Raw genomic sequence first — 26,108 nt, 5'->3', positions numbered from 1 at the left:
CAAGAATTATGGATTTTACGACTGGAAAGCTTGTCTTGACAGCCTCTACTCTCTGAACTATGTTTTTATTCTCTCACTTTTTTTGCCGGTTGGGTTCTGATTTTAGATTTCCTCAAGAATTACCGATTAAACAATTATTTAGTTGTCTTATTAAATTAAGTATTTTTTGTGATTTTTATGATATAATGAGCGAGATTTTCGATTTTTAGGTGGGTATTTGCCAGTGTCATAGCAATCGGTCTCCTGATTAGGATAGAAAGTTGGAACTTAAGAGTTATTATCGCCTAACTGTGATGATGGGATTGCTTTCGACATAGATAGTTATCTCTTTTTTTATTTACTTAACTTAGCAATGATTGAAACCGCTCATCTCCCCGAATCTGCTCAAAATCTTTATCTGTTTTCGCCAGATACTGATATTTGACATCAAGACTGATGAACGATTTATTTGATTAGTGGTATTCCGATATCTTTGCAGATTTTATTAGCGAGAATATCCCTAATTTCCGTATGTCTTGGAATCGCAGATCTTTTATTTAATTGGGGGTTAAACCACCAAGAATGGCTAGGACTTGCTGAAAAAGTACGGGCGAAGCATTCGGATAGAAAATCTCCGGTTTCACCGATAGGTTATTGTCCGAATGCTTCGCCCCTACAGGACGCGGGCCGATGAAGACGCAAGGTTTTGAACGACGATTCTCTCAAAATCTTGCACCTGTGAGAGCAAAACAGAACCCTAAAACTCTTACCTCGTCTATATTTCACATTTATTCAGCAAGCCCTATCTACCAATCTATCTGAACAGGATATTTTGCTAATATTGAATCATGGCTAATCAGTCTAGCATTTTCAAGATTAGCTTGAGCAACTAACAAGCGGTCAAATGGATCTTTATGGATGTTAGGTAAAGTATTTAAAGCTAAAACATGGCTGACTGTAATTGATAAAAGGCCAATTTGGTTAGTTTCCTGCTGAGTATTAATCATTTCTGCTAAAGGTATCTTGAGTGATAGTTTACCTAGTTGTAGTTTGATTTGCATTTCCCAAATACTTGTAATACTAAGTAATAGCGTATTACTAGGATCTCTACACAGTTCTAAAGCTCTTTGAGAGAGTTTTTCTGGTTCGCTATCCCACCAAATAAATGTATGGGTATCTAAAAGAAATTTCATGATTCACCTGTCCAAAATTCTTCAGGAAGTGGCTCATCAAAATCTTCGCTAGTCCTAATTTTTCCAGCGTGTAGTCCTGGTTGTCGTAACTTAGGAGAAGGAGTTTCAGACGTTGTTTTTTCAGTATCTCCCCAAGGAATTAGACGAGCTACAGGCTTGTTTCCTTCGGTTATAATAATTTCAGTATCTACCTTTATTAAGGCAAGTAGTTCTTGTAAAGTTAACTGTACTTGATTGAGATCAATAGTTTTGTTTGACATGAATAATTTTCTCTCTTTATTTACTTCACAAAATAAAACAGGATTCAGTGATAACTGCCTCACAAGTTAATAAAGGTTTGGCAACTTTTTCCCATTGCTGAATTGCCCAATTGTGATAATTATCACTCCGGTATGTCTTGGAATCGCAGATCTTTTATTTAATTGGGGGTTAAACCACCAAGAATGGCTAGGACTTGCTGAAAAAGTACGGGCGAAGCATTCGGGCAATAACTTATCGCTGAAACCGTAGATTTCCTATCCGAATGCTTCGCCCCTACAGGACGTGATCGATAAACTGTTTGCGTTTCATACAACAATTTTCTCTTCTTGGTAGTTTCCCCTAGTAGCGGAAATTGCTTCCTGTTTATTCAATTCTAATGCTTCGCTAAGAGTAATTTTTAGGGTTTCTAATAACTGATCACGAGATGCTTCTTGACAGTTAACTCCCGGAATTTCTTCTATCCAACCAATCCACCAATCTCCGTCTGGCTGAATGATAGCTGTGTAGGTGTTAGTCATAGAATATCTCCTTAGCTAAAATACAAATATATATTATTATACTCGATTTAGGAAACTCTGAAACCGCTCATCTCCCCGAATCTGCTCAAAATCTTTATCTGTTTTCGCCATATCCTGATATTCGACATCAAGATTGATGGCGCTTTGTAAGTTTTCGATAGCTAATTCCACATTATTTTGTAAGCCATAACAGCAAGCTTTATTGTAGTAAGCATTAGCATAATTTGAATTAATTTTAATAGCATGATCGTAGGATGCGATCGCTTGTTCAAATCTGCCTAAATTACCTAACGCACTCCCTCGGTTGTTCCAAGCTTCATGGTAATCGGGTTTAATTTCTAAAGCTCGATCCCAGGATGCGATCGCTTGTTCAAATCTGCCTAAATTACCTAACGCAATCCCTCGGTTGTTCCAAGCATCAGGGTCATCGGGTTTAATTTCTAAAGCTCGATCATAAGATGTGATCGCTTCTTCCAATCTGCCTAAATAATATAACGCACTCCCTCGGTTTTTCCAAGCATCAGGGTCATCGGGTTTAATTTCTAAAGCTCGATCCCAGGATGCGATCGCTTGTTCAAATCTGCCTAAATTAGCTAACGCAATCCCTCGGTTGTTCCAAGCTTCATGGTAATCGGGTTTAAATTCTAAAGCTCGATCGTAGGATGCGATCGCTTCTGCCAATCTGCCTAAATTACCTAACGCACTCCCTCGGCCGTACCAAGCATCAGAGTCATCGGGTTTAAATTTTAAAGCTCGATCATAGGATGCGATCGCTTCTCCTAATCTGCCTAAATTAGCTAACGCAATCCCTCGGTTGTACCAAGCTTCATGGTAATCCGGTTTAAATTCTAAAGCTCGATCGTAGGATGCGATCGCTTCTTGGTATTGTTCGAGATAATAAAAAGTAGTACCTTGATAAAACCAACCGTCTTTCCATTGAGGTAGCAAACTAACTAGACGGTTGAACCCTTTTAAGGCATCTCGATAGCGTTTTAATTCATATAGTTTAAGAGTAAATCCTGCTAGAGAGGGCAACATTTCCTCTGGTTTTTGTTTAAATAACTGCCAAATTAACTGTTTTAGAGGACGCAAATAGTCATTTAATTCTACCTGCTTTCCCTTGGCTTCAATTTGTCCGTCGCGAGGTTCTAAAATGTTTTCTCTGGCAATTAAATCAGCCAAACTTTGCTTGATTTGCCAGCGATACCAGAGTTTTTGCCAAATATTTCCCTTGGCGATAAATCTGGCAGTGTGTTCAACAATAAACGGTTCTAAGGAAACATTACACTGGCGCAACAAATCCACCGCAGCATAGATATATTTCGCCAGAGTATCCCTTTTAATTGCATCCTGATAACGTTTTTGCCAGTTGCCTCGCAGAGTAGCTTCATAGTTGGTACGATTGAGGGGTAATTGTCGGTTGTCGAGGCGCACCAGATTTTCTACCACATTGCGAAAGGTAGAATCATTATAGGCAGCAATGCTGCTGTAGTCAGTTTCGGCTTTAATGTTGGTTTGCGGGATAGTATCCTGCAATAATTCGACAATTGCACCGTCTTCCGGTGATGGCAATTCTACCAAGTGAAAACGGTTCCACAGTTTTGGGTATTTATTCCACTGTAACTTATCCCATTCACTCGGTTGTCCCGGTAATTCGGGTTCTTTTTCATCTCTCGCAGTGGCAATTACTCGCACTTCTTCGGGACGAGTACAATGGGTTTCATAAGCTTCTAGGGTTTTTAATAGTCGTTCTTGTAAGGGAATATTAATCGCCGCAAGAGGACTATCTTTTGCTTGGGGATTTTGGTCTATTTCCAAACTACGGCGCATAGGTAAGTTAAGATCGTCGAGGAAAAATAGTAATTTTCTATCTGTTCCGATCGCCTCTAATTGGTTATTTTCAGGTCGCTCTAACCATTCTCCTAATTTTAATACTAATACCGTCCAGCCTTCATGATTCAAGCGTTGCGCTACTTCAGCAGCTTCTCTAGTTTTGCCGATTCCTCTGGGTCCGAGAATAATTAACCAGCGATTTTCCTCCAGATTTTGCAGAAGTTCGTTAGTAAAGTTTCGGTCAGCCATTCGGTGTTGGTAAATAATATTATGATCCGCTAAAGGAGATTTATCCTTTTCATCCCTTTTGTAGATAATCGGGATTACATTGCTATTGGGGGCAATTTTCGTAAAGGGTAAGGACGGTTCAATGATTCGGACTTTTCGTTTTTGCTCTCGATACCACCAAATGAAACCGATTATTGCCAGAACAACAGTCACTAATGCACCGGAGAGGAGATTGTCAATCCAGTCTTTATTAGTTTGATAGAATTGTATTATAGAATTCCACATAAGCCTATTTTAGATTTGAGATTTTCGATTTGAGATTGCGGAATGTGTGTCTAAAGATTTGTAGAAAATTAATTCGACTTCTTTTCACCGGTGATAATATTCTTCCTCCTCGCCATGATAAGACAAATTTTAGGGCTCTTCTAGGTTCTGTGTGATAAGTTTAATTGACATAGGATCGATCGATCTTTGTGTCCTTTGTGTCTTTGTGGTTCGTTCCACCCCCTCGCTAGGAGAAATGTATCTTAGAATACATTTTACCCACCAAAGCTGGGAGAGCCATTTTAGCTGCTTGTAAGTAAGTGGTTCTAATTAAATTGAAGATAGATTTTGTCCTTGATCCCCCCTTAATCCCCCCTTGATAAGGGGAGTGCCGATCCCCCCTTAATCCCCCCTTGATAAGGGGAGTGCCGATCCCCCCTTAATCCCCCCTTGATAAGGGGGGCATCTGATAATTTTTAACGCCTACCTACTTAACTCCCGATCGAACTTCAAAAACCCAGTTATGGATTTTTTCCCCCTACTCCCCACTCCCGATTAAAATTGAATTGCACTCATATCTAGGGATAAAAAGCGATCGAGTCCTAAATACATCCAATAAATAGAGTTTGGGGATTCCTGAATAGTTTTTTGAAATCCCAAGGCGGCGGCTAATTTCTCATAATCGGGATGAATAATCAAAGTATGTAAATCGCAGAGATTAGGAAAATCTAAGGTCATTCTCTGGAGAGTTTTTTGGGCATCTTGCAGAAAAATTAAACGATATTTATCTAAATAATTAGCATCGATCATCCAACTGCGAATAAATACCGAAAGACAATTTTCATCTCCCACAGATGCCATTTTAAAAGGATCCTGTTCGTTGATCGCACTTAGATGTAAACTCTTGTTAGGAGAGGTAAAAAAATTCGCTTCCGACTCGTTTGCGGTGGGATAGAGCAGATAAAAACCGACGGGATTAAGATTATCTACCCGACGCAAAACTCGCATACCTGTGGTGTAATCTTTTGACCAACCCCGCAACAGACGAGAAATGCGATGGGGAATTGCTTCAGCATTGCGATTCATCCAGTTATAATTGCGTGTCAGCAAGTTAGCCACAGGAATCGCATCACAACGGGGATTAAATTGATCTAATTGCAATTCTACAGATGATTCCGAGCTATCAGGCTCTAAAATCCCCGTAATTGGCTTGATTTTAATTCTGGTTGTGTTGCCGTCAAAAATTTTTTCAATTAAACCAAGGGCTGCTAATTTATCTAACATCATACCCGCCGAGCGTTCGCTGCCCTGGTCCTGATCCTGATAAAATAAATCCGATGCTTGCCGATGGGTACATATAATGGCAGTGGTGGGAAAAATTAACTGGGATAAAGGGGGTTTTGCCTGTGCCTCCTTGGCGATCGCATAAATCCAGAGACGCAGAAAACAAGTGGCACGCACCCGGGTTAATCCCACTCTCCCCACCAAGCGCTCGATCATTTGTTCTTGTTTTTCCCAAGAATACCAAATTTTCAGGTGTTTGCTCTCCATCTTTTCGGTCCTAGATTCTGACAACGATTATACTTGATACTTCACCCCACTTCACCCCACTTCACCCCAGTTCTCAACCCTCCCCCTACTAGATAGCGCTCATTGTTGTTGCACCTCTAGAAGAGACAAAATGGGTGTAGAAACATTTAGGAGACGATTATGAACGATAAAAAATACGGTACTGCTCCCAGTCATACTCAAGCGTGGATTTTTCAAACTTGGTTATCTTTTATTGTCTCTATTTCTGCCACTTCTTTAGGAGTTATTTATCTACCAGTAGATGCGTGGATTAAAGGTTATTTAGGCATGGGTTTACTATTTACCGTCGGTTCCACCATTAATTTATCAAAAACTGTCCGCGATGTCGAAGAATCTAAACGCTTAATTAATCGCATTGACGAAGTAAAGTTAGAACGGATCTTGACTCAGTACGATCCTTATAAGGAGTAGTTTTTCTCAGTTATTGGTTATCAGTTTTTTTTCGATTATTCTCACTCTTTTTTCTGACTTAGGAGAGTTTATATGCTATTCACAACTAATCTAATCAGTGTGACCAAAGGAATAATTTCTCTTTTACAAAATCCCGGTAATACGATGTCTGTATATGATATTGAAGATGGCTTAAAAGAGAGTTGGTTACAGCGATTATCTTTGCAATATGTTAAAAGCGATCGAGCTACCGCCCAAATGATTGCCCAAAGATATCTAGCCGCTAGTCCCTGTTTAGAAACCCTGCTAAAACTCCCTGAAGATTCCCTAGGTTATCATTATGCTACTCACCTAATTAGTCTCAATTTTGATCCTAATTTTTATCGGTCTATTCAGGTCAATTCTGATACAGATTATCTGCTGCTTCGCCTACGGCAAACTCACGATATCTGGCATATAGTCACGGGTTTTGGTGTCGATGGCATGGGAGAATTGCAACTGAAAGCTTTTGAATTAAGTCAAACTCGTCGCCCTCTAGCTATTGTCATAATTTTAGGGGGATTATTGGGAGCTTTATTTTCTTCGCCACTTTCCTTACATTCTCTCTGGGAAGAGATTGTCATCGGCTATAATTTGGGCAAAAATACTCGACCTTTTTTGGCGCAAAAATGGGAACTAGCTTGGGAGAAATCCCTGGTAGTTTGGCAGCAAGAATTGGCGATTGTCCACTCGAACCTAGGAAATTAATTTTGCTGGACTACTTAAGTAAGTGGTTATAATTTGAAGATAGATTTTGTCTTTGATCCCCCCTTAATCCTAGGGTTTATTCATAGTAGGGTTGATTCATGAATCAACCCTACCCTTAATCCCCCCTTAATCCCCCCTTGATAAGGGGGGAAATATGATAATTTTTAACGCCTCCCTACTTAGAATAATCGACTAAACCGAATAAATCCCGATTAATCGGACAAAATAAGGCAATTTGCCCATTCAGGGGTCAGAGGACAGAAAAATTCTCAGACTATCGGGAAAAAGTGACAGGGGAAAAATTTTTCTGGACTGGAGTAGCCAAAAAATCCCAGTCCGGGTAAAATTGATTATCGATCGATTGTGTGAGGAGTCCGACCCCCATGACCAATAAACACACAGCAAGGCTGCTGGGCAGTTACCTGCAGCGCCTGCCTGCTAATAGCTGGCTCATCCTAGTTTTTTGGGCTTTGATTATCGCCCCAGTCCAGGCTGCTGTCGAATTACGCATTGCCATCAGTAAAGGTGTTAGTGCCGTCTCCGTGGGCAGTTCCACCGATGCTGTGGTGAAAGATGGGGCCGGCAGAGTCCTAGGAGAATTGACCGCCATGAATGCCCTCAATGCTAATCCCAGAGGAAAAGCGGTGGGTTTGGCTGATTGGCAGGCCAGTCAATTGATCATCGAACCGGAGAATGATGGTTACGTCTGGATTAACGATCGCTGGTATCGAGGACGCACAAGGATCATTCGGCAAGGTTCTGGGGTGACAGCCCTAAATTTAGTCGATTTAGAGGAATATCTCTATAGTGTCGTCGGTGCGGAGGCGATTCCCTCCTGGCCGCAAGAGGCCTTAAAAGCCCAATCTGTGGCGGCGCGTACCTATGCTCTCTACCAAATGAACACTTCCGGCAATCGCATCTACGATCTTGATACTACCACCCGCACCCAAGTTTATAAGGGTCTAGAAAGCGAGTTTACTACCACCCAAGAGGCAGTTAATGCCACCGCCGGACAAATTATGAGCTTCAACGGTAAACCGATTCTAGCGGTGTTTCACTCCTCCTCTGGGGGTCATACGGAAAATGTCGAGGATGTTTGGAATTCCCCCTTACCCTACCTGCGCGGTGTCGTCGATTACGACCAAGTCGCCCCGGTATTCCAATGGTCAAAAAACTTTAGTGCCGGGGAATTAGGCCGTTTAATCGGTGGTGTCGGTCGTGTGCGATCGCTATCTCCCGAAAGAACCACTCCCCACGGACGGGTGATTAGAATGCGTATAGTGGGCGATCAAGGCTCTAAATTAATCTCTGATACCCAATTACGGCGATTCCTGGAGCTGCGTAGTACCCTATTCACGATTTCAGCTAATAACGGTACTTTTGCCATTAATGGTCGCGGTTTCGGTCATGGGATCGGTTTAAGTCAATGGGGCGCTTTTTCCCTCGCTGACCAAGGGGTGACTTATGACCGCATTCTCAGCCATTATTATCAAAATGCTCGTTTAACTGAAATGCCCAATTAAAAAGGCTTTCAGCCATTTCCAGTCAACAGTGAACTGATAACAAGGATCGAATCTAAAACCTAATTGGTTAAGCTAAGTAGGGAGGCACAATTATTTGTAGGATGGGTTAGCGGTAGCGTAAACTATGCTGGCGTTGGGTTTCATGCTTCAACCCCACCTACGTTCATCTGATCACTGATAACTGATCACTGATAACTGATAACTGATCACTGATAACTGATTGTGAGATAATGTCTGATCTAACTTGTAATTTTTGACTTGCATGACCATCGTTACCGAAGCCTTAACCGAGTTGGAACCAGTCATAAAAACTACCTTTACCGTCGAGGAAATTCGCCAACTACTGCCCCATCGTTATCCCTTTGCCCTAGTTGATCGTATTATTGACTATGTACCAGGTAAAAAAGCCGTTGGCCTAAAAAATGTCACGATCAACGAGCCTTTTTTTCCCGGTCATATTCCCAGTCGTCCCTTGATGCCGGGGGTGTTAATTGTTGAATCCATGGCCCAAGTGGGGGGGGTGATTTTGACCCAATTACCCGGGATGAAAGGGAAATTTTTTGCCTTCGCTGGCATTGATAAAACCCGTTTTCGTCGTCCTGTGGTGCCGGGGGATCAATTAATCATGACGGTGGAATTATTATCCTTCAAGATGAATAAAATTGCTAAAATGCAAGGGGAAGCAAGAGTCGATGGGCAATTGGCCGCCCAGGGCGAAATGATGTTTTCCGTCTTTGATTGACCTATGAATTTTGATCGAGATCGTCTCCGACAAGAACTAAATTTATTTGCTATTCTAGGGGCTTTTATTACCAATATTTTCGCTAATATTTTTCCTCTCAAGGGCGAAAATATCGGGGCTATCTCGAATACAGTTTTTCAAGATGTCTTAATTGTTCCCGCTAATTATGCTTTTGCGATCTGGGGATTAATTTATCTGGGTTTAATTAGTCTGGGAATTTACCAAGCTTTGGCTTTCAATAAAACTGAACCGCGTTTGCGTCGGTTAGGCTACGAATTAGCCATCGCTAGTGCTTGTCAGATTCTCTGGGTAATTCTCTTTCAATTGCGTTTTTTTACCCTGTCTTTACTGGCAATGCTAGGCATTTTAATTCCTCTCATCCGGCTTTATCTCCGCTTAGAAATTAATCGCTTGATTGTCAATCGTAAACAGGGTTTATTAGTTAATGCTCCTATTAGTATTTATTTCGCTTGGATTAGCGTGGCCACGATTGTCAATTTCGCTTCGGTGCTAGATTGGATCGACTGGCAGCGATGGGGTCTAACTGACCAGAGCTGGACGGTAATAATCCTGCTTATCGGGGCGATAATCGCGATTTTAGTCGGTTTAACAAGAAAAGATCGGGCTTTTATCGGGGTGTTTATCTGGGCTTTTTTGGCGATCGCTGTTAAACAGATTTCTCTGCCTCTAATTGCGATAACAGCGATGATATTAGCGATTACCCTAACTTTTCTGGTTTTTCGTGGCAATTTCCGCCCTCTGAGTCGTTAAGATGCCGGATCACAGCGAATTTCGACGATAAAGCCATCGGGATCGTAGAAGTAAACCCCTCTCCCAGTCGGCCGGGTTACGGGTCCACTAGCAATAGTAATTCCCTGACTTTGTAGCACTTCTAGGGCAAAATCGAAGTATTCCGGGGCAATATCGAAGGCTAAATGGTTGGCACGGGTAAAAGCGATTTCGGGATTGTCGTCGGGAGAGTTTAAATCTGGTTCCCAAAATAGGTCAATTACTGTACCATCGGGGGTGATAAAATTGGCCACTTTTCCCTGGGCAACTAATTCTTTTAAGGTACTGGGAATTTTTTCCCCCACTAATTCCTCTAATCCTAATATTTCCCCATAAAAATGACGAGAGGCATCCATATCTTTGACGTTGAAAGCGATATGATGAACTTTTCGCAGTTGACCGATTTTGAGTTTTTTCGCAGTTACGGAAGGGCTAATAGTCATTTTAGTTAGGGTTTGCTGAAAAAGTTTGTTGGTGGGGTGTGGGGTGTGGGGTGTGGGCTTCGGCCGTGAGCTCAGCCGAACGGGTGTGGGGTGTGGGGAGAACAAATAAAAATAATCTCCTGACGATGGGCAACTTAAGAGTTAATTTTTTGCAATAATTGCCGAATTGATTCCGCATCTTGAGCGTTGGGTAGGAGAGCGAGATAGAAGCCTAAATCCTGTTGCGCTTGGCTGAGTTGTCCAATTTGATAGTAAACTAAACCTCGATCGCGCAGCTCTAGGGGATGATTAGGAATGAGCAAAAGTAGTAGATCTATTGTCCGAATTGTCTGAGACCATTGTTGACGATTCAGGTAAATATATTTTAAATTAGTCAACAAACGTAATAAAATTTGCTGATTGGTAGCAATATTGAGAAAATGTTCTTCTAATTTAACTGGCTGTTGATAAATTTGACTTAATCTTTCTTGACAGTCCTGTTTAAATAGGATTTCACCACCGTGAAAGGGATCGACAAAGATTTCTACTTCCTCGAAATCGGGACGGATAATAAAATGCCCTGGCATACCAATTCCTACCATGGGAAAATCGATCTGTTTGGCAATCTCTAAATAGATAATCGAGAGAGTGAGTGGGATACCAGTGCGGCGATCAATTACGTCATTTAAGTAGCTATTGCGGGGGTCATAGTATTCTTGGGTATTACCGGTAAATTGTAAATCTTCAAACAAATATTGATTGATAACCTGGACTATTTTTAAGGGATATAATCTATCCGGTAAACGTTTTTTTACCTCGTCAGCCATTAAATTTATCCTATTTAAATAGTGATCAATCTTGAGGCGCGGATATTCAAAATTGGCTATTTGTAGGGCTGCCCGAGCTAGATTTATCTCAGAGTCAGGATGTTGAATTGTTTCGATGAAGGCTTGGTATAAGAGTTCAAGGGTCATTAGAAAAGGGTATTAATCAGATTATCAACTATTTTAACCGATGCTTCCGGTTTTATCGCTTCTCTTTTCTGATCACCATTAAAGATTCAGTGATTTAGATGAGCTTTCCCTGGAGAAGTAGCGAGAAATCTTTTCAATATCTAGATTAACCACGGCTTTTTCTAAAGGGATCGTGCGACAATTTTTATTTTGAGCCTGCACTTGATAAACTAATTGATTTGTCCAATCTAAAGCAGTTAACCAACCACTTTGGGGATGATAAACCCCAGTTTCAATGTCTAGCCAACCGTTGCCGCGAGCTAGTTGTCCCGGTTTGACATCGGGAAAGGTAAAGGTTAAAGTATGACCTGTGATAATTAGTTTATCCTTGAAATAGGGTTGGGTCATGGTATGAAATTCGTTTCTAATCCAACAAAACTGCTCTTTTGTTTGCCGTTCAAGAGGATATTCTGGGTGTACTCCCGCGTGAACTAACCAAATATCTCCTAGGTCTAAATAAGCGGGTAGAGATTGGAACCAATTGATATGCTCGGCGGGTATATTGTTATTATAACTTAGTAGTGTCGCCGCCCCGCCACTCTCGATCCAGCCGTTAAACCATTTTTCAGAAATTTCTTTTCCTGCCAGAGCTTTTAAGAGCATATATTCATGATTTCCTAGGAGACACTGATAGTTATTTTTGATGACAAAATCCACCACTTCCAAGCTCTGCTGTCCTCGATCAATTAAATCTCCTAGAAAATAAACCTCATCCTCACTATCGGGAGCAACTCGGTTTAATAGTCGCAAAAGTGCCTGAAAACTGCCATGCACATCTCCGATAATAATACGACGCGGTTCTTGAGTCTTTTTCCCTATTTTTCTAAAAAACACACACCCCTCCCTAATCACTGAGATTGCTACTCTTTTATCGCTAAAAAAGTAGTTTTTATCAAGTCTTAATTTTATTATAGGACAAAGCTTTCCTTCTGACAGTCACTCCCTCCTAAGAACTACGGCAGAAAGGCTGTAATTGTTTTGTAAAGTATTTTTGCAATCTCTGGACAGGGAGCGGTCAGGTTATGGTATTATTTTTTTATGATTAGTTTTTATATAATTGGATTTAAACATCTGTCACTAAGTGCAAAGATTCCCATTATATAAAAAGCATCTCAAAAAAATGCTCCTTTGTCAAGCATAATCAAAAAAAAAGTTTTTTTTTGAGATTATAATAAAAAAAAATTAGTTTTCTGCTGCTATGATAACCCTAATTAACGCTAGAATTCCCGCCTATCAGGAGCGACAACAAATAGAGATAAATGCTGCTGGAAAGATCGAGAGAATCACGGAGATGGGGGGAAAGACAAGAGGGGAAAAGATTATCGATATGGAAGGGGATTGGCTATCGTTGGGAGGAGTAGATTTACAGATCAACGGAGGATTAGGATTAGCATTTCCCGACTTAGAAATAACAGATCTAGAAAAGTTAGATAAGATTAGCGATTATCTGGGGAATCAAGGAATTGATGGTTATCTTCCCACCTTAGTAACCACCTCCGTGGAGAAATTTCAAAAATCCCTCTCAGTAATTGCCAAATATATCGAGAAACAGCAACAGGAAAATCGAGCGAGCGCGCAGGTTTTAGGAGTACATTTAGAGGGACCATTTTTAAACTATGAAAAAAGGGGGGCGCATCCGGCCCAATATCTTTTAAACCCAAGTATAGAAACAATAGATAAAATCTTTGGAGACTACTTATCGATCGTAAAAATTATTACCCTAGCCCCAGAATTAGATAGTAGCGTTACGGTGATTAAATACCTAAGCGATCGAGGGATTACCGTCAGTTTAGGACATTCGCAAGCGAGTCAAGAAATAGCCAAAAAAGCCTTTTTACAGGGGGCAAAAATGGTTACTCATGCCTTTAATGCCATGCCTCCTTTACACCACCGTCAACCGGGGTTATTAGGGGAAGCAATTATCAATCGCGAGGTGTATTGTGGGTTAATTGCCGATGGTCAACACATCCATCCAACCATGATAGAATTATTACTAAAAGCCAGTAATTATCATCGAGGAATTTTCTTAGTTAGTGATGCTTTAGCGCCGATCGGTTTAGAAGATGGTGTCTATCCTTGGGACGAGAGAGAAATTGAAGTTAAACAGGGAACAGCAAGACTTTTTGATGGTACTTTAGCGGGAACAACCTTACCCTTATTACAAGGAGTAGCCAATTTAGTTAACTGGGGAATATGTGATTTAGAAACAGCGATTCTTCTAGGGACAGAATCCCCCAGAAAAGCGATCGGATTAGCGGGTTTATCCGTGGGACAACCTGCCAACTTTTTGCGCTGGCAATCGGCATCAAATTGGGAAAGATTGGATTTCCGCCAGCATTTTGGCCTCTAACTGTTGAATGAGAGTATCGAGATCCACTTCGAGGCGATCAAAACATTCAGGAGGGGAAAGATCGGGTTGAAAATAAATCAATTTTACCTGACCATCACCGATAGCAACTATAGCCACTTCTTCCCTGGGATTATAGCGATAGATAATCCCAAGCATCTCTTGAATTTTGCAATTAACCTTGCGATTTAATTTCTCTAGAGCTTCCCTAGAACAACAGACAAAATGGGGCTGAGGTTTAAGATCAATGCCCAAGATTTCCTGAGCATCTTCTCCCCATTCCGAGAGTAAACCCCACATTAAACCGGCTAATTCCTGTTGATTTTCTTGCACGAATTGATCTAATTGATAGCGCCATTGATTAGCGGGATCATCGGGGATTGGTTGTTCAAATCTCATCATTAGCCTCTTTTCAGTTATCAGTCATCAGTTATCAGTACTTGATAAGGGGTGTGCCGATCCCCCCTGCCCCCCTTGATAAGGGGGGTGCCGATAGGCGGGGGGATCCCCCTTAATAAGGGGGGAAAGCTGACAATTTTTAACACCTACCTACTTATCGACGGTACTCATCACCGCAATCACCGATTAACTGCAATAAATCCTGGGATTTTTGCAAGACATGATCAATTTTTTGATAGTCTTGGGGGGATAATTGAAAATCGAAAATACGGGCATTTTCTTGGATATGTTCGGCAACACCCAAACGCACGCCGATAATTGCCCCGGCTACGGCTTTTTGTTCGAGAACGTAACGCACTGCCACATTAGGAATGGTGACATGATAGGAATCAGCGATCGCTTTAAGAACGGTTAATAATTCTTGGAATAATTGCCAGTTTCCCCAAGCATTGATCATGTTTTTATATTTCCGTAAACTAGCGGTATTGAGACTCATGGCATTGGGTTCGGGATGACCGAGATATTTTGCCCCTAATAAGCCTCCTGCTAGAGTACCATAGGCGAGTAGATAGATGTTATGTTCTTGGCAAAATTGCGCCATTTTGACGAGGGGACGGCGATCGATTAGGGAAAACTGGACTTGATTGGAGACTATTTTAATCCCGGCGCTGAGAATAATTTTTAAATGTTCCGTGTCGAAATTAGTCAAGGCCAGGTGTTTAATTTTGCCTTCCTGTTGTAATTCTCCTAAAAAATATAAGGCATCTAGATAATTTTTATCGCGATAATCCCACCAGTGAAACTGCAATAAATCGAGACTATCCACATCCATGCGACGTAGGGAAATAGCGATATTTTTTTCGACTATTTCCTTAGTCATTTTACCCGGACGGGGAACCCATTTAGTGAAAGCTTGCAGATTATTTAAAGCATCAATGCCCCTTTGGGCGACTAATTGACGACGAAATTCACCGATAAAATCTTCGGCTGGACCGTAATGATCGGCCAGATCCCAAGTGGTGAAACCGGCATCTAGATAGGAGAACATACTAGGGATCGCTTTTTGGGGTGCGATCGAACCATGGGCGCCTGAAACCTGCCACATTCCGTTCAAAATACGGCAAATTTCCAGATCGGCGGTAAACTGTAAGCGACGAGATTCGGACATGGGGACTTTTCAGTAAACAATAAACAGTAATCAGTGAAAAGACAGCAGAAAACTGTCATTGAATACTGCTCACTTAATATTCTATTCTCCTACTGACCACTGATCACCGATTACTGATTCAAGACAGATCGATTGTACCTGTCCAGAAAAAAGCGGCAAAGGGGAAGACTTTCGGAAAAATCTCCCCCTTTTTGGGTTTCTGCTACTCAATTTTTGCTGGTTTAATATTCCACTTCCAATCGCGCTGCGGTGACAGCATCAAAAGCGAAAGCGAGAACTATAGGCATAGGACAAGCGAGGGTGATACAGAGAATTAAAGCTGTCAAAGTCAATCCGATCGCCACTCCTAGCCAAAGTTTTTCGGCAGGGGATAGACCTTTTTGGCGCTTAATGTTTTGTAACACTTTGGTGGGAATTGGTTCTGGCATCACGGCATTGGGAGGGAATGCCCAATAATTACTGTAGCGTTCGAGAAATAGCTCTGTCCAGCCGTTTTCTTGACACCATTCTTGAATCCATGGTTCGTGAAAGTGTTTCATTGCTTCCCTGTTGACTTTTTCCGGTGATTACTATAAACATCTCCTGATGTGAATTTCATCCTAGCAAAGCTATCTTAAGGGTCGATCGGATTCAATAAAACTTAATATATGAGTAGTCGGTGGGTAAAATGTATTCTAAGATACAGTGCCAGCAAACGACCAGAACGAACCACAAAGACACAAAGGACACAAAGATCGATCGCTCCCATATAAGTTAAACCGATCGCACAAAGGGAAATAATTGTTAAGTAGCTGGTTATAATTAAATTAAAAATGGGTTTGAGGTTCGATCCCCCCTGCCCCCCTTGATAAGGGGGGTGCCGATAGGCGGGGGGATCTGAAAGTTTTTAATGCCTACCTACTTAAAAAATTTCGGTTCTCGATTCGGTACAGATTGCCTGTAATTTTTGATCCCAAGTATCGAGGGGAAGGGTATCGAGATAGGCAAAGTCAAAGACAATCCCGATCGAGGGGATAGCTTGCCATTCGGGGGAATGTAAGAGACGATCAAAATAACCCCCCCCGTAACCTAAACGATAACCTTGGCGATCGCAAGCGACGGCGGGAATTAACAGTAAGTCCACTTCGGCAGGTAAAATTAGAGGAGCGATCGCTGTTGGTTCATAGATGCCATAACGATTTAATTCTAGGGGATCATCGGCAGTCCAACAGTGCCAAGTCAGGCTATCTCCGTCACAACGGGGAAAACCCCAGCGATGGTGTTGACAAAATAAGGAACTTAAATCCGGCTCTTGACGATAACTGAAGTAAGCGAGAATGGTTTTAGCGTGCTGAAAGAGGGGTAAAGATTGTAAATTTTTGCAAAGTTGCTGACTATTTTCTTGCCAAATATGCTTAGGAAGCGATCGTCTTTGGACAATTAGTTGTTTGCGTAATTGGGCTTTTTTGGTAGCAGAATCCATAAAATAAAGATAAATATTTCTGTAGTCACAAGATGCTAAATCTATTTAACTCGCTTTTTGGGCGTTATAACGAGAATATCAAGGCCAATGTGGAAATTTACACCTGGGCAACTTGTCCCTACTGTATTCGAGCTAAATGGTTGCTGGGTTGGAAAGGGGTAAAATACACCGAATACAAGATTGATGGGGATGAAAGCGCTCGTCAAGCCATGGCCGAACGGTCCAACGGTAAACGCAGTGTACCACAGATTTTTATTAATAATGAACATATCGGTGGTTGTGATGATTTGTATGCTTTGGATGGTCAGAAAAAATTAGATAATTTACTGGCTAAATGTGGGACTATCTAAAGTCTATTGATGAAAAAGCCTATGAGAAACATCGGCAATGGATGCAGTTAGCTTTAAATTTAGCGGCAACTGCGGGGGATCGGGGTGATGTGCCGGTGGGAGCGGTTATCGTGGATAAAGAGGGACATTTAATCGCTCAAGGGGCTAATTGCAAGGAAAAACACCATGATCCCACCGCTCACGCCGAAATTATGGCGATTCGTGCCGCTAGTCAGGTTTTAGGCAATTGGCACTTAAATGATTGTACCCTCTACGTCACCCTCGAACCCTGTCCCATGTGTGCCGGGGCAATTATTCAGGCTAGATTAGGATTATTAGTGTACGGTGCTGACGATCCGAAAACAGGAGTTATCCGCACTGTGGCTAATTTTATTGATAGTCCTTTTTCTAACCATCGTTTACCGGTAATCGCGGGAATTTTAGCCAAGGAATCGGGGGAATTATTACAAACATGGTTTGAGAAAAAAAGAAATGTTTAAAGAAGTCAGGGAGATAGGAGTCAATAAGCTGTAATGCCTCTTAGCTTAAAACCCCACACCCGACACCGCACACCCTGCCTCTAGAAAAAACTTTTTCAGCAAACCCTAATTAAAGAAATAGTTAAATCCTGATAAAAATCCTCCTGTTTTAACTCCACTTTTGATTGAGAAGCCAGTAAAAGTAAAGCCCAAAAAATCGCCACCTTTTCCTGTGTTGCCGAGTGACTAGAGGGTTTTTCCGCTTGCCATAAATCTAATAAATACTCAAACTCTATCTCATTTTTCTCTAATTGAAAAAACTTTCTCTGCAAAAAAAAGTCCAGTTCCGCTGCCAATTCCGTCAGGTTTTCTTGGTGGGCTAATTCCGTGATAATTTGTACCGCTTCCCGTCGGGATTGGGGCCGGGGTTTCGGGACAACTACAGGCAGTTTCGGTAAAGCTTCAATCTCTAGGGCAATCTGTTGTAATTGAGTGATTAACTCCTGCAAAGTTACCCGTCTTTTTCGCGGTGGTGGGGCAGCAGTACGTCGGCGAATATGATTTTCTAGATAACGGGGTAAAGTTCTTAATTCCCTTTCTAAGTCGCTAATTTCCTCATCAATCAGACTTTCTTCTTGCTGGTCCAAAGACAATCTTTCTAGGGTATCAGCCTTAAATAAAACTAACATAGAAGCCCATAAAAAAGCCTGTCCCGATTGGGGTAAATTAGCCTGGGCCATGGCTAAATCTAGATCATTTAATAACCCCAATTCTGCCAAAAAGCGATCGATCACATCAATAACCTGCACATCCCAGGGGTCAATTTCTCCCTGTTCCGCCATTTCTAAAAGAGAGGCGATCGCATCACTGGCCGAGGTGATAGTCATGATTGTAGAATCTTGTAGGATCTCAAAGGATAAAATTTAGCAAGCAAAACCATGGACATATCGATCGCTGACCTGCGCTTGGACTACAATCTCGAAGAATTGCTAGAGTCAGAAACATCTGCCGATCCTTTCATTGTATTTAAACAATGGCTAGAACGGGCGGTATCTTCGGGAAGATTAGAACCCAACGCTATGACTTTAGCCACTATTTCCCCGGAGGGTAAACCCCGGGCCCGCATGGTACTGTTAAAAGACTTCGATCCTCGCGGTTTTGTTCTCTTTACCAACTACCACAGCGCCAAAGGACAGGAATTAATCGCCAATCCCAATGCGGCCCTAGTGTTTTGGTGGGGAGAATTGCAACGGCAAATTAGGATCGAGGGAACTGTAGAAAAAATCAGCGAGGAGGAATCGGATAATTACTTTTTTGTCCGTCCCTGGGAATCTCGTTTAGGGGCCTGGGCCTCCAATCAAAGTGAAGTGATTTCCGGGCGGTATATCCTCGAAAAACGCCTAGCAGAACTAAAAGAAGAATATGCGGGTCGTGAAGTTCCCCGTCCTCCTCATTGGGGCGGATTTCGCCTAATTCCTAGTTTAATCGAGTTCTGGCAAGGTCGCCCCAGTCGTCTCCATGATCGTCTCTGTTATTATCGTCAAGAAGATGGCAGCTGGCAAAGGCAACGTTTAGCCCCTTAGTTTGATCTTGACACCTTGTATTGGCAAAATAGCTCGATGCTAATTCAATTTGTCATTTTAGTCTTGAGATAATATTAGGTCGATTTCTTTTCCCAACCCGCGCTTACCTTAGCGATCGGGTTGGGCTATTATATCATTTGAGAAAGGCAATCCGTCCGCCCTAAAGTTTCAGAAAAACGATAGAATTGAAAGGGTTTTGGTTTGCATCTTTCAAAAATAACTAGAGAATTATGGACATCAATAAAGTTGGACTTCGAGAAACCTTAGAAGCATTGCGGGTTGAACTGAGTAAATCTATTTTAGCCTCTGAGGGTGAGCAGATTCGCTTTGAAGTGGGTGACATTGAATTAGAGGTTCAATTTGTGGTTGAGCAGTCGAAAGAAGGCAAAGGTGGGCTGAAATTTTGGGTAGTAGAAATGGGTGGGGGTGTCACCAATAAAGATACGATAACCCATAGAATTAAAATTCCCCTTAAACCCATTGGGAAAGATGGAGAACCTATCAAGACAGCAAGTGATGATATTCCCGATTAGAATTTTATACCCCTAGAAGCGCAATGCTTGCCCCCAAAGCAGTTAATTTGTAGGATGGGTTAGCGAAGCGTAACCCATCGCCATCCCAGAATAATACGTTACATCAATCCGATAAGTTATGCCCCAATTCCAACCCGATCGCGCTTTAGAAATTGTTGCCCCTAAGTATGGCACTGCCTATCGAATTGGGGGACGTTTACTCTTGACTTGTCGGCATCTATTTGATAATAGTAACGACTGTAAAGTACGATTTAGATCAGCATCAAACTATTCTGATAAGCAGGATATAGACGCTAAGGTAATTTGGAAAGCTCCCGATAATATCGATATAGCCTTAGTAGAATTACCAGAAACTATCGAAACTTGTAATCCTGTAAGTTTTGGGTTGTTACCTGATGCGAGTAGCACCCAAAAAGTTAAATTTGACTTTTTGGGATTTCCTCTATTTTTACGGTATTCTGAAGATGGTATAAAATACGCCACAGGGTTACATATTCAGGGAACTATCGATGTGGCTAATCGTGTTCCTCATAACCGTTTGTTATTAAATATTAAAGATAGTCAAGACATACAACCCACCGATGAACAATTAGAAAGATTAGCAGAAGATCAGTCACCTTGGCAAGGAACATCGGGATCAGCAATTGTTTGTTATGGGTTAGTGATTGGGGTACAATCTAAACAGCCAATTAGAGATCGTCCAGCATCTTTAGAAGCTGAATCTTTGGCAAGGGTTTATGACAATCCCGAATGGTGTGAGATATTAGAAAACCATGATATTGATCCTGAACCTAAACCCGTTATATCCGCTTCTTTAAAATCTTCTTCCTATCGCAATCAAGCTCCTCCTAAACCGAGTTATTTTGTCGAACGTCCAGAGGTTAGTATTGAGTTAAAAAAACTTTTATTGTCAGAAATAACGGAAAAAACGGGAACTTTAGTTATTAGTGCGATTTATGGCTTAGGAGGTATTGGTAAATCCACTTTAGCGGCGGCATTAGCACAAGAAAAAGAAGTTCAAGCTTATTTTCCTGATGGCATTTTCTGGGCAACTTTAGGACAACAACCGGACATTTTATCCTTTCTTCATGGCTGGATTCAAGCTTTAGGAGATTATAATTTTAAGCCGACGGGTATTGATGCGGCATCCTTACACTTGAGGACTTTATTGGCAGATAAAAAGGCTTTATTAGTGGTAGATGATCTCTGGAATGTAGAAGATATTGATCCTTTTAGAGTAGCAGTAAATCAATGTAAGTTATTAGTAACCACTAGGGAAGTTCCCGTTAAAGGGGCAATTCGTTATGATTTGGATGTGATGACGGAAAGCCAATCTTTAGCCTTATTAACGGGTTATTTAAAGCATGAATTAAATTTAGCAGATCAGAAACAAGCCAAAATATTAGCCAAAATTGTCGGTTATTTACCCTTAGCATTGGAGTTGACGGCGGCACAAATTGAAGATGAGATTCCTTGGACTGAATTAATCGAAGATTTACGGGCAGAAATCGCTCATTTAGAAATTTTAGATCGCTTGGAAGCTGGAGATACTGTCAATGAAGAAAAACGAAAACATTATAGTTTAATTGCTTGCTTTAATCTCAGTTTAAAGCGATTAAATGGGCAAAGATTGAGACAATTTAGCTGGTTAGGGGTGTTACCCGATGATGTTACCATTACCGAAAAAATGGCGGCGACTTTATGGGATTGTCCGGTTAGAGAAGCGAGACAAACTTTAAGATATTTACGGAGTAAGGCTTTATTATTAACGGGGGTTTCTAGTGAACTATTAACGAGTTATCGGGTCCATGATTTGTTACATGATTTAGCCCGAAATCTGATCCTAGCGTCTCCTCATCCTGAAACGGATTATCGATTACCGGGGTTAGGGTTATCAATGGCTGAGGCACATCAACAGCTTTTACAACGGTATCAAAAACAAATTAAGATATCCCCCCTAACCCCCCTTGAAAAGGGGGGAAAAGAGGTGGAAGTCCCCCTTGAAAAGGAGAGATCCCCCCTAACCCCCCTTGAAAAGGGGGGAAAAGAGGTGGAAGTCCCCCTTGAAAAGGAGAGATCCCCCCTAACCCCCCTTGAAAAGGGGGGAAAAGAGGTGGAAGTCCCCCTTAGTAAGGGGGATTTAGGGGGATCAAACTGGCATAGTTTAGAGGATGATGGCTATATTTATAATCAATTGCTCTGGCATTTGGAAAAGGCAGGACAGATAGCCCAGATTCATCTATTACTGAGGGAAAAAACCGCAGAAGGTCATAATGGTTGGTATAGTCAGTGTGAAAGGGAAGGGAAAACAGCAGTTTTTATTAAGGATGTTTCCCGGGCGTGGCAATTGGCGGAGGGGCATTTTATTGAGAATCCCAGTGAGTCGATTGGGTTACAGGTTCGTTATACCTTAATAACTACTTCCCTCAATAGTTTGGCCGCTAATATTCCACCAGAATTAATTGCCGCACTGATTAAACATGAAATCTGGACACCTGCTCAGGGATTGGCTTATGTGAGACAAAATCAAGATGCTAAGAAGAAAACGGCAGGATTAAGGGAAATTAGTCCCTGTCTTCCTCCTGCTTTGTTACCCGAAGCCTTAGAAATTGCCAGAGGGATTGGGGATAAATCTGACCGTGCATGGGCATTGACTGAGTTAGTTCCTCATTTACCTGAAGTGTTACCCGAAGCCTTAGAAGTTGCCAGAGGGATAGGCAAGGAAACAGTCCGTGCATGGGCATTGACAAGGTTCGTTTCCCGTTTACCGGAAGTTTTACCTGAAGCCTTAGCCACAGCTAAAACCATTGAGAATGAATCCGACCGTGGATGGGCATTAACTAGGTTAGCTCCTTATTTCCCGGAAGTGTCACCGGAAGTCTTAGTATCGGCCAGAGCAATTTGTTTTAATGATTTTGATCTTGCACGGATGTTGTCAATGTTGGCGCCCCATCTACCGGAAAGTTTGTTACCGAAAGCTTTAAAAATTGCCAGAGGGATTGGGGATAAAGGATGGCGAGAAGCAGCATTGACAAAGTTAGCTTTTTATTTACCAGAAGCCTTAGTAGTTGCCGAAGCTCTTGAGAATGAATACCGTTGTGCAAAGATATGGGAAGAGTTAGAAGAAGCATTTCCGAAAGAGTTAGAAGAGGCCGTTGAAAAGGCCGTTGAAAAAGCCCGCGTCATTGGGGATGAAGATGACCGTGCAAAGGCATTGAGAGAGTTAGCTCCCTATGTACTGGAAGTGTTACCCGAAGCCTTAGAAATTGCTAGAGGGATTGGGGATGAATACTCCTGTGCAAAGGCATTGACCGGATTAGCTCTCTATTTACCGGAAGTGTTACTGGAAGCTCTAGAAGTTGCCAGGGCGATTGGGGATGAATGCGACCGTGCAGAGGCGTTGACCGAGTTAGCTTTCTATTTACCGGAAATGTTACTGGAAGCTCTAGAAGTTGCCAGGGCGATTGGGGATGAATGCGACCGTGCGAAGGCATTGACCGAGTTAGCTCCCTATTTACCAAAAGTGTTACCCGAAGCTTTAGAAATTGCTAGGGCGTTTGAGTATGGATGCGACCGTGCAGAGGCATTGACCGAGTTAGCTCCCTATTTACCGGAAAGTTTGTTCCCGGAAGCCTTAGAAATTGCCAGAGCCATTGAGGATGAACACTCCTGTGCAAGGGCATTGACCGAGTTAGCTCCCTATTTACCAGAAAGTTTGTTCCTGGAAGCCTTAGAAATTGCCAGAGGTATTGGTTACTCGACTGAGTTACCGATATGGAGAAAAAAAGAAATTCGTGCAGAAGCACTAACCAAGTTAGTTCCCTATTTACCAGAAAGTTTGTTCATGAAAGCCTTAGAAATTGCTAGAGGGATTGGGAATGAATACTTCTGTGCAAAGGCATTAATCGGGTTAGCTCCCCATTTATCCGAAGCCTTGACAATTGCTAGGGCGTTTGAGGATGAAAGAAACCGTGTATGGGCATTGATATGGTTAGCTCCTTATTTCCCGGAAGTGTTACCCGAAGCTTTAGCCACAGCTAAAACTATTGAGTATGAAAGAGATTGTGTATGGGCATTAACCGAGTTAGCTCCCTATTTCCCGGAAGTGTTACCGGAAGCTTTAGAAATTGCCAGAGGGATTGAGGATGAATATGACGATGACCGTGCATGGGCATTGATATGGTTAGCTCCCTATTTCCCGGAAGTGTTACCCGAAGCCTTAGCCACAGCTAAAACCATTGAGTATGAAGGAGACCGTGTGAGGGCATTGACCGGGTTAGCTCCCTATTTACCGGAAAGTTTGTTATCAGAAGCCTTAGAAGTTGCCAGAGCCATTGAGTATAAATACGAGCGAGAAAAGGTATTGACCGAGTTAGTTACCTATTTACCAGAAAGTTTGTTACCTGAAGCCTTAGAAATTGTCAGAGCCATTGAGTATGAAGGAGACCGTGCAAGTGTATTGAGAGGATTGGCACCCCATTTACCGGTAGTGTTACCGAAAGCCTTAGCAGTTGCCAGAGAGATTGGGTCTGAAGAATACCGTGCAAGAGTATTAGAAGCATTAACAGCCACCTTAACCCCTGCTAATGTTGACTTATCTTTCTGGCAAGATATCCTTCATGCTTTGGGTACTCTCACTCGTCCTAAATTCCTCGAAACTATTCCCAACTTAGCGCCTTTAATCCTTCATTTTGGGGGAGAGGTCGCCTTAAGAGAAGTGTATCAAAGTATTAGGGATGTTAGTCGCTGGTGGCGGTGATTCTCCTGTCAATAATTGCTATAATAGCTAAAATGGTCATAATGGCTAGTTTCTATAAAGGTTAGTTATGAAAACATTAGGAGCCTCAGAAGCAAAAAATCGCTTTGGCGAACTGTTAGACTTGGCTCGAAGAGAACCAGTAAAGATAGCAAAAAAGGGACGTAATGTTGCAGTCGTGCTGTCAATCGAGGAATTTGAGAGATTTTCCGAGTTAGAAAATCAACTTTTGGCTTTACAGGCAGAAAAAGCTCATCAAGAAGGTTTTATCGGAACAACAGAAAGTGAGGCTTTACTGTCAGAAATTTTAAATGCTTAAGATTAACCTATCTCGACAGGCAACTAAACGCTTAAAAAAACTGCCAGATAAACACGCCAAACAAGTAGCCACAAAAATAACCGAACTGAGAACAAATCCCTATCCCCAAGATTCTCTAAAGTTAAAAGGATACTCTTATCATAGAGCCGATATTGGTGAATATCGAATCGTTTATCGTGTTGAGGAGCAAACACTAGAAATCTTGCTGATTGACAAACGAAACGATGATGAAATTTATAAACAACTAAAGAGAACAATATAGAGAATCTTAATTATCAACCATCAATTAATTAGCGATATTATTCCTGCTAAAATCAAGAAAAACAAATTATCTTTAAACACTCATGAACATTAACGTAACATTTCCCGAAGAACTCCTCATTGCTGCCAGAGAAGAAAAAGAAGCCTTCTCTCGTAAAGTCATAATTTATACATTAGGGCATCTTTATCAAGAAGGAAAAATTTCAGCAGGAATCGGCGCACAAGTATTAGGATGCGATAAATATACATTTTATACACTTCTCTCTGAGTATGGTTTTTCCATTATTGATTACACAGCAGAAGAATGGGAGTCAGAGATAGAAACCAGTCGTAAATTAGCCCAAAAAATCCAAGAGAATGAAGATAATTGTTAATTCTACACCGATCATCGCCTTATCTTTGATTAATCAATTAGATCTTCTTAATCAGCTATTTAATGAAGTGATTATTCCTTGGGCAGTTTATCAAGAAATTGTCATCGCTGGAGATAATAAACCGGGGGCAAAAGAACTCAAAAATGCCAATTGGATTCAAGTTCAAGAAGTTGCATCATCATCTCCTCTTGAACCGCTATTACTAGGATTAGATCGAGGAGAATTAGAAGTTATTCTCTTGGCAATTTCAATCAAACCAGACTGGGTAATTATAGATGAGAAATTAGCAAGAAGAGTTGCCAAAGCTATGGAATTACCCGTCAAAGGAACATTAGGCATTCTCTTGGTTGGTTTTTATGCAGGTTATCTATCTAAACAAGAAATTTTAGATTTATCACAACAGTTAGTTGATTATGGAATTCGTATTAGTTCTCCGATTCTTAATTGGCTAAAAACAGAATTAGACCTGACAGGGGGACAAGCGAGCTAGAAAACTTGCCAACAAAGGCTTCTGGCTTCTCTCGCTAGAAATAGATCTAGCGATTCTAGGCAAAAAGCTAACGAAAGAATTAGGGATAGGAGCGAGCTTACTAGGAATTATTATTA

Annotated in this window: 29 protein-coding genes; 15 read left to right on the top strand and 14 right to left on the bottom strand. The window is 41.6% G+C overall.

The window, feature by feature from the left end; all coding sequences use genetic code 11:
• Positions 1–341 precede the first annotated feature (341 nt).
• The 6 genes from IM462_RS21220 to IM462_RS09695 all read right to left on the bottom strand — a co-directional run bounded on the left by IM462_RS21220 (position 342) and on the right by IM462_RS09695 (position 5,827).
• Positions 342–437 carry a TPR end-of-group domain-containing protein gene (locus IM462_RS21220; protein WP_409888327.1) on the bottom strand — a complete coding sequence of 32 codons (96 nt, stop codon included), beginning with the start codon at positions 435–437 and terminating at the stop codon, positions 342–344.
• Positions 438–785: 348 nt separating this feature from the next.
• Positions 786–1,172, bottom strand: coding sequence for a type II toxin-antitoxin system VapC family toxin (locus IM462_RS09715; protein ID WP_002734288.1), 387 nt, complete (start codon positions 1,170–1,172; stop codon positions 786–788).
• A complete protein-coding gene (locus IM462_RS09710) occupies positions 1,169–1,432 on the bottom strand; it encodes a type II toxin-antitoxin system Phd/YefM family antitoxin (protein ID WP_002752677.1) in 264 nt (87 codons plus the stop codon). The genes IM462_RS09715 and IM462_RS09710 overlap by 4 nt, the downstream gene beginning before the upstream one ends.
• A 306-nt stretch (positions 1,433–1,738) precedes the next feature.
• Positions 1,739–1,951 carry a hypothetical protein gene (locus tag IM462_RS09705; protein ID WP_104396960.1) on the bottom strand — a complete coding sequence of 71 codons (213 nt, stop codon included), beginning with the start codon at positions 1,949–1,951 and terminating at the stop codon, positions 1,739–1,741.
• A gap of 36 nt (positions 1,952–1,987) precedes the next feature.
• Positions 1,988–4,297, bottom strand: coding sequence for a tetratricopeptide repeat protein (locus tag IM462_RS09700; RefSeq protein ID WP_287703033.1), 2,310 nt, complete (start codon positions 4,295–4,297; stop codon positions 1,988–1,990).
• Positions 4,298–4,831: 534 nt separating this feature from the next.
• On the bottom strand, positions 4,832–5,827 hold the full coding sequence (locus IM462_RS09695) for a hypothetical protein (protein ID WP_149978305.1): 996 nt from the start codon (positions 5,825–5,827) through the stop codon (positions 4,832–4,834).
• A gap of 159 nt (positions 5,828–5,986) precedes the next feature.
• Between IM462_RS09695 and IM462_RS09690 the strand changes: the two genes are divergently transcribed.
• The 5 genes from IM462_RS09690 (at position 5,987) to IM462_RS09670 (ending at position 10,039) form a co-directional block, all read left to right on the top strand.
• Positions 5,987–6,277, top strand: coding sequence for a YiaA/YiaB family inner membrane protein (locus IM462_RS09690; protein ID WP_149974028.1), 291 nt, complete (start codon positions 5,987–5,989; stop codon positions 6,275–6,277).
• A 72-nt stretch (positions 6,278–6,349) separates the two neighbouring features.
• The gene (locus IM462_RS09685; RefSeq protein ID WP_287703036.1) at positions 6,350–7,003 is read left to right on the top strand and encodes a Coq4 family protein; all 654 of its coding nucleotides are present in this window, start codon (positions 6,350–6,352) and stop codon (positions 7,001–7,003) included.
• 383 nt (positions 7,004–7,386) lie between these two features.
• Positions 7,387–8,526 (top strand): SpoIID/LytB domain-containing protein, encoded by a 1,140-nt coding sequence (locus tag IM462_RS09680; protein ID WP_287703038.1) that lies wholly within the window; start codon positions 7,387–7,389, stop codon positions 8,524–8,526.
• A 262-nt stretch (positions 8,527–8,788) separates the two neighbouring features.
• Positions 8,789–9,268, top strand: a complete 480-nt coding sequence (fabZ, locus tag IM462_RS09675; RefSeq protein WP_002734156.1) for a 3-hydroxyacyl-ACP dehydratase FabZ — start codon at positions 8,789–8,791, stop codon at positions 9,266–9,268.
• Positions 9,269–9,271: 3 nt separating this feature from the next.
• Entirely contained in the window at positions 9,272–10,039 is a 768-nt protein-coding gene (locus IM462_RS09670; protein ID WP_287703040.1) for a TspO-related membrane protein, read from the top strand.
• Here IM462_RS09670 and IM462_RS09665 read toward each other — a convergent pair.
• The 3 genes from IM462_RS09665 to IM462_RS09655 all read right to left on the bottom strand — a co-directional run bounded on the left by IM462_RS09665 (position 10,036) and on the right by IM462_RS09655 (position 12,326).
• Positions 10,036–10,500: a VOC family protein gene (locus tag IM462_RS09665; protein ID WP_287703042.1), complete on the bottom strand. Its 465-nt coding sequence runs from the start codon at positions 10,498–10,500 to the stop codon at positions 10,036–10,038. The two genes, IM462_RS09670 and IM462_RS09665, sit on opposite strands and share 4 nt — an antisense overlap.
• 134 nt (positions 10,501–10,634) lie before the next feature.
• Complete coding sequence (locus tag IM462_RS09660; protein ID WP_287703044.1) at positions 10,635–11,453, bottom strand: SirB1 family protein; 819 nt, start codon at positions 11,451–11,453, stop codon at positions 10,635–10,637.
• Between the two features lie 78 nt (positions 11,454–11,531).
• Positions 11,532–12,326: a metallophosphoesterase family protein gene (locus IM462_RS09655; protein ID WP_287703046.1), complete on the bottom strand. Its 795-nt coding sequence runs from the start codon at positions 12,324–12,326 to the stop codon at positions 11,532–11,534.
• Between the two features lie 364 nt (positions 12,327–12,690).
• Between IM462_RS09655 and nagA the strand changes: the two genes are divergently transcribed.
• Positions 12,691–13,842, top strand: a complete 1,152-nt coding sequence (gene nagA / locus IM462_RS09650) for an N-acetylglucosamine-6-phosphate deacetylase (RefSeq protein ID WP_287703048.1) — start codon at positions 12,691–12,693, stop codon at positions 13,840–13,842.
• Here nagA and ccmS read toward each other — a convergent pair.
• The 4 genes from ccmS to IM462_RS09630 form a co-directional block, all read right to left on the bottom strand.
• The gene (gene ccmS / locus IM462_RS09645) at positions 13,798–14,238 is read right to left on the bottom strand and encodes a beta-carboxysome assembly chaperone CcmS (RefSeq protein WP_287703065.1); all 441 of its coding nucleotides are present in this window, start codon (positions 14,236–14,238) and stop codon (positions 13,798–13,800) included. The two genes, nagA and ccmS, sit on opposite strands and share 45 nt — an antisense overlap.
• 154 nt (positions 14,239–14,392) lie before the next feature.
• A complete protein-coding gene (locus IM462_RS09640; RefSeq protein WP_287703050.1) occupies positions 14,393–15,406 on the bottom strand; it encodes an aldo/keto reductase in 1,014 nt (337 codons plus the stop codon).
• Positions 15,407–15,627: 221 nt separating this feature from the next.
• Complete coding sequence (locus IM462_RS09635; RefSeq protein ID WP_002762345.1) at positions 15,628–15,945, bottom strand: slr1957 family protein; 318 nt, start codon at positions 15,943–15,945, stop codon at positions 15,628–15,630.
• A 362-nt stretch (positions 15,946–16,307) separates the two neighbouring features.
• Entirely contained in the window at positions 16,308–16,868 is a 561-nt protein-coding gene (locus IM462_RS09630; protein ID WP_287703052.1) for a 5-formyltetrahydrofolate cyclo-ligase, read from the bottom strand.
• Between the two features lie 32 nt (positions 16,869–16,900).
• On the opposite strand from IM462_RS09630, the gene grxC reads away from it, so the two are divergent.
• Together grxC and tadA are read left to right on the top strand one after the other, a co-directional pair.
• Positions 16,901–17,218: a glutaredoxin 3 gene (gene grxC, locus IM462_RS09625; protein ID WP_002751734.1), complete on the top strand. Its 318-nt coding sequence runs from the start codon at positions 16,901–16,903 to the stop codon at positions 17,216–17,218.
• The gene (tadA, locus tag IM462_RS09620) at positions 17,203–17,697 is read left to right on the top strand and encodes a tRNA adenosine(34) deaminase TadA (protein ID WP_287703054.1); all 495 of its coding nucleotides are present in this window, start codon (positions 17,203–17,205) and stop codon (positions 17,695–17,697) included. Before grxC ends, tadA begins: the two co-directional genes overlap by 16 nt.
• Before the next feature lie 95 nt (positions 17,698–17,792).
• On the opposite strand, the gene IM462_RS09615 is transcribed toward tadA, so the two are convergent.
• The gene (locus tag IM462_RS09615; RefSeq protein ID WP_069474836.1) at positions 17,793–18,563 is read right to left on the bottom strand and encodes a segregation/condensation protein A; all 771 of its coding nucleotides are present in this window, start codon (positions 18,561–18,563) and stop codon (positions 17,793–17,795) included.
• 51 nt (positions 18,564–18,614) lie between these two features.
• Here IM462_RS09615 and pdxH point away from each other — a divergent pair, with 51 nt between their 5' ends.
• The 7 genes from pdxH to IM462_RS09580 all read left to right on the top strand — a co-directional run bounded on the left by pdxH (position 18,615) and on the right by IM462_RS09580 (position 25,992).
• On the top strand, positions 18,615–19,259 hold the full coding sequence (gene pdxH / locus IM462_RS09610) for a pyridoxamine 5'-phosphate oxidase (RefSeq protein WP_265795377.1): 645 nt from the start codon (positions 18,615–18,617) through the stop codon (positions 19,257–19,259).
• Between the two features lie 230 nt (positions 19,260–19,489).
• Positions 19,490–19,792, top strand: coding sequence for a trypco2 family protein (locus IM462_RS09605; RefSeq protein WP_287703058.1), 303 nt, complete (start codon positions 19,490–19,492; stop codon positions 19,790–19,792).
• Between the two features lie 118 nt (positions 19,793–19,910).
• Entirely contained in the window at positions 19,911–24,551 is a 4,641-nt protein-coding gene (locus IM462_RS09600) for an NB-ARC domain-containing protein (protein WP_287715115.1), read from the top strand.
• 67 nt (positions 24,552–24,618) lie between these two features.
• The gene (locus tag IM462_RS09595) at positions 24,619–24,867 is read left to right on the top strand and encodes a type II toxin-antitoxin system Phd/YefM family antitoxin (RefSeq protein ID WP_002739617.1); all 249 of its coding nucleotides are present in this window, start codon (positions 24,619–24,621) and stop codon (positions 24,865–24,867) included.
• A complete protein-coding gene (locus IM462_RS09590; protein WP_002739840.1) occupies positions 24,860–25,129 on the top strand; it encodes a type II toxin-antitoxin system RelE family toxin in 270 nt (89 codons plus the stop codon). The genes IM462_RS09595 and IM462_RS09590 overlap by 8 nt, the downstream gene beginning before the upstream one ends.
• Positions 25,130–25,211: 82 nt before the next feature.
• A complete protein-coding gene (locus tag IM462_RS09585) occupies positions 25,212–25,502 on the top strand; it encodes a UPF0175 family protein (RefSeq protein WP_110544016.1) in 291 nt (96 codons plus the stop codon).
• Positions 25,486–25,992, top strand: a complete 507-nt coding sequence (locus IM462_RS09580; protein ID WP_287703063.1) for a PIN domain-containing protein — start codon at positions 25,486–25,488, stop codon at positions 25,990–25,992. The genes IM462_RS09585 and IM462_RS09580 overlap by 17 nt, the downstream gene beginning before the upstream one ends.
• The last annotated feature ends 116 nt before the right edge of the window (positions 25,993–26,108 follow it).

This window comes from Microcystis sp. M144S2 (assembly GCF_020246065.1).
Taxonomy (GTDB): domain Bacteria; phylum Cyanobacteriota; class Cyanobacteriia; order Cyanobacteriales; family Microcystaceae; genus Microcystis; species Microcystis ichthyoblabe_A.
This window is presented reverse-complemented; position numbering and strand designations above follow the sequence as displayed.

What these genes read in the sequence shown, in the direction of transcription:
- IM462_RS09660 (WP_287703044.1), bottom strand. Translation starts at nt 11,453, where the DNA reads ATGACCCTTGAACTCTTATACCAAGCCTTCATCGAAACAATTCAACAT.
- pdxH (WP_265795377.1), top strand. Translation starts at nt 18,615, where the DNA reads ATGGACATATCGATCGCTGACCTGCGCTTGGACTACAATCTCGAAGAA.
- IM462_RS09615 (WP_069474836.1), bottom strand. Translation starts at nt 18,563, where the DNA reads ATGACTATCACCTCGGCCAGTGATGCGATCGCCTCTCTTTTAGAAATG.
- IM462_RS09635 (WP_002762345.1), bottom strand. Translation starts at nt 15,945, where the DNA reads ATGAAACACTTTCACGAACCATGGATTCAAGAATGGTGTCAAGAAAAC.
- IM462_RS09685 (WP_287703036.1), top strand. Translation starts at nt 6,350, where the DNA reads ATGCTATTCACAACTAATCTAATCAGTGTGACCAAAGGAATAATTTCT.
- IM462_RS09715 (WP_002734288.1), bottom strand. Translation starts at nt 1,172, where the DNA reads ATGAAATTTCTTTTAGATACCCATACATTTATTTGGTGGGATAGCGAA.
- IM462_RS09640 (WP_287703050.1), bottom strand. Translation starts at nt 15,406, where the DNA reads ATGTCCGAATCTCGTCGCTTACAGTTTACCGCCGATCTGGAAATTTGC.
- IM462_RS09580 (WP_287703063.1), top strand. Translation starts at nt 25,486, where the DNA reads ATGAAGATAATTGTTAATTCTACACCGATCATCGCCTTATCTTTGATT.
- IM462_RS09605 (WP_287703058.1), top strand. Translation starts at nt 19,490, where the DNA reads ATGGACATCAATAAAGTTGGACTTCGAGAAACCTTAGAAGCATTGCGG.
- IM462_RS09700 (WP_287703033.1), bottom strand. Translation starts at nt 4,297, where the DNA reads ATGTGGAATTCTATAATACAATTCTATCAAACTAATAAAGACTGGATT.
- IM462_RS09680 (WP_287703038.1), top strand. Translation starts at nt 7,387, where the DNA reads ATGACCAATAAACACACAGCAAGGCTGCTGGGCAGTTACCTGCAGCGC.
- IM462_RS09670 (WP_287703040.1), top strand. Translation starts at nt 9,272, where the DNA reads ATGAATTTTGATCGAGATCGTCTCCGACAAGAACTAAATTTATTTGCT.
- IM462_RS09710 (WP_002752677.1), bottom strand. Translation starts at nt 1,432, where the DNA reads ATGTCAAACAAAACTATTGATCTCAATCAAGTACAGTTAACTTTACAA.
- IM462_RS09630 (WP_287703052.1), bottom strand. Translation starts at nt 16,868, where the DNA reads ATGGATTCTGCTACCAAAAAAGCCCAATTACGCAAACAACTAATTGTC.
- IM462_RS09600 (WP_287715115.1), top strand. Translation starts at nt 19,911, where the DNA reads ATGCCCCAATTCCAACCCGATCGCGCTTTAGAAATTGTTGCCCCTAAG.
- IM462_RS09595 (WP_002739617.1), top strand. Translation starts at nt 24,619, where the DNA reads ATGAAAACATTAGGAGCCTCAGAAGCAAAAAATCGCTTTGGCGAACTG.
- ccmS (WP_287703065.1), bottom strand. Translation starts at nt 14,238, where the DNA reads ATGAGATTTGAACAACCAATCCCCGATGATCCCGCTAATCAATGGCGC.
- IM462_RS09585 (WP_110544016.1), top strand. Translation starts at nt 25,212, where the DNA reads ATGAACATTAACGTAACATTTCCCGAAGAACTCCTCATTGCTGCCAGA.
- IM462_RS09690 (WP_149974028.1), top strand. Translation starts at nt 5,987, where the DNA reads ATGAACGATAAAAAATACGGTACTGCTCCCAGTCATACTCAAGCGTGG.
- IM462_RS09705 (WP_104396960.1), bottom strand. Translation starts at nt 1,951, where the DNA reads ATGACTAACACCTACACAGCTATCATTCAGCCAGACGGAGATTGGTGG.
- tadA (WP_287703054.1), top strand. Translation starts at nt 17,203, where the DNA reads ATGTGGGACTATCTAAAGTCTATTGATGAAAAAGCCTATGAGAAACAT.
- grxC (WP_002751734.1), top strand. Translation starts at nt 16,901, where the DNA reads ATGCTAAATCTATTTAACTCGCTTTTTGGGCGTTATAACGAGAATATC.
- nagA (WP_287703048.1), top strand. Translation starts at nt 12,691, where the DNA reads ATGATAACCCTAATTAACGCTAGAATTCCCGCCTATCAGGAGCGACAA.
- IM462_RS09590 (WP_002739840.1), top strand. Translation starts at nt 24,860, where the DNA reads ATGCTTAAGATTAACCTATCTCGACAGGCAACTAAACGCTTAAAAAAA.
- IM462_RS09695 (WP_149978305.1), bottom strand. Translation starts at nt 5,827, where the DNA reads ATGGAGAGCAAACACCTGAAAATTTGGTATTCTTGGGAAAAACAAGAA.
- fabZ (WP_002734156.1), top strand. Translation starts at nt 8,789, where the DNA reads ATGACCATCGTTACCGAAGCCTTAACCGAGTTGGAACCAGTCATAAAA.
- IM462_RS09665 (WP_287703042.1), bottom strand. Translation starts at nt 10,500, where the DNA reads ATGACTATTAGCCCTTCCGTAACTGCGAAAAAACTCAAAATCGGTCAA.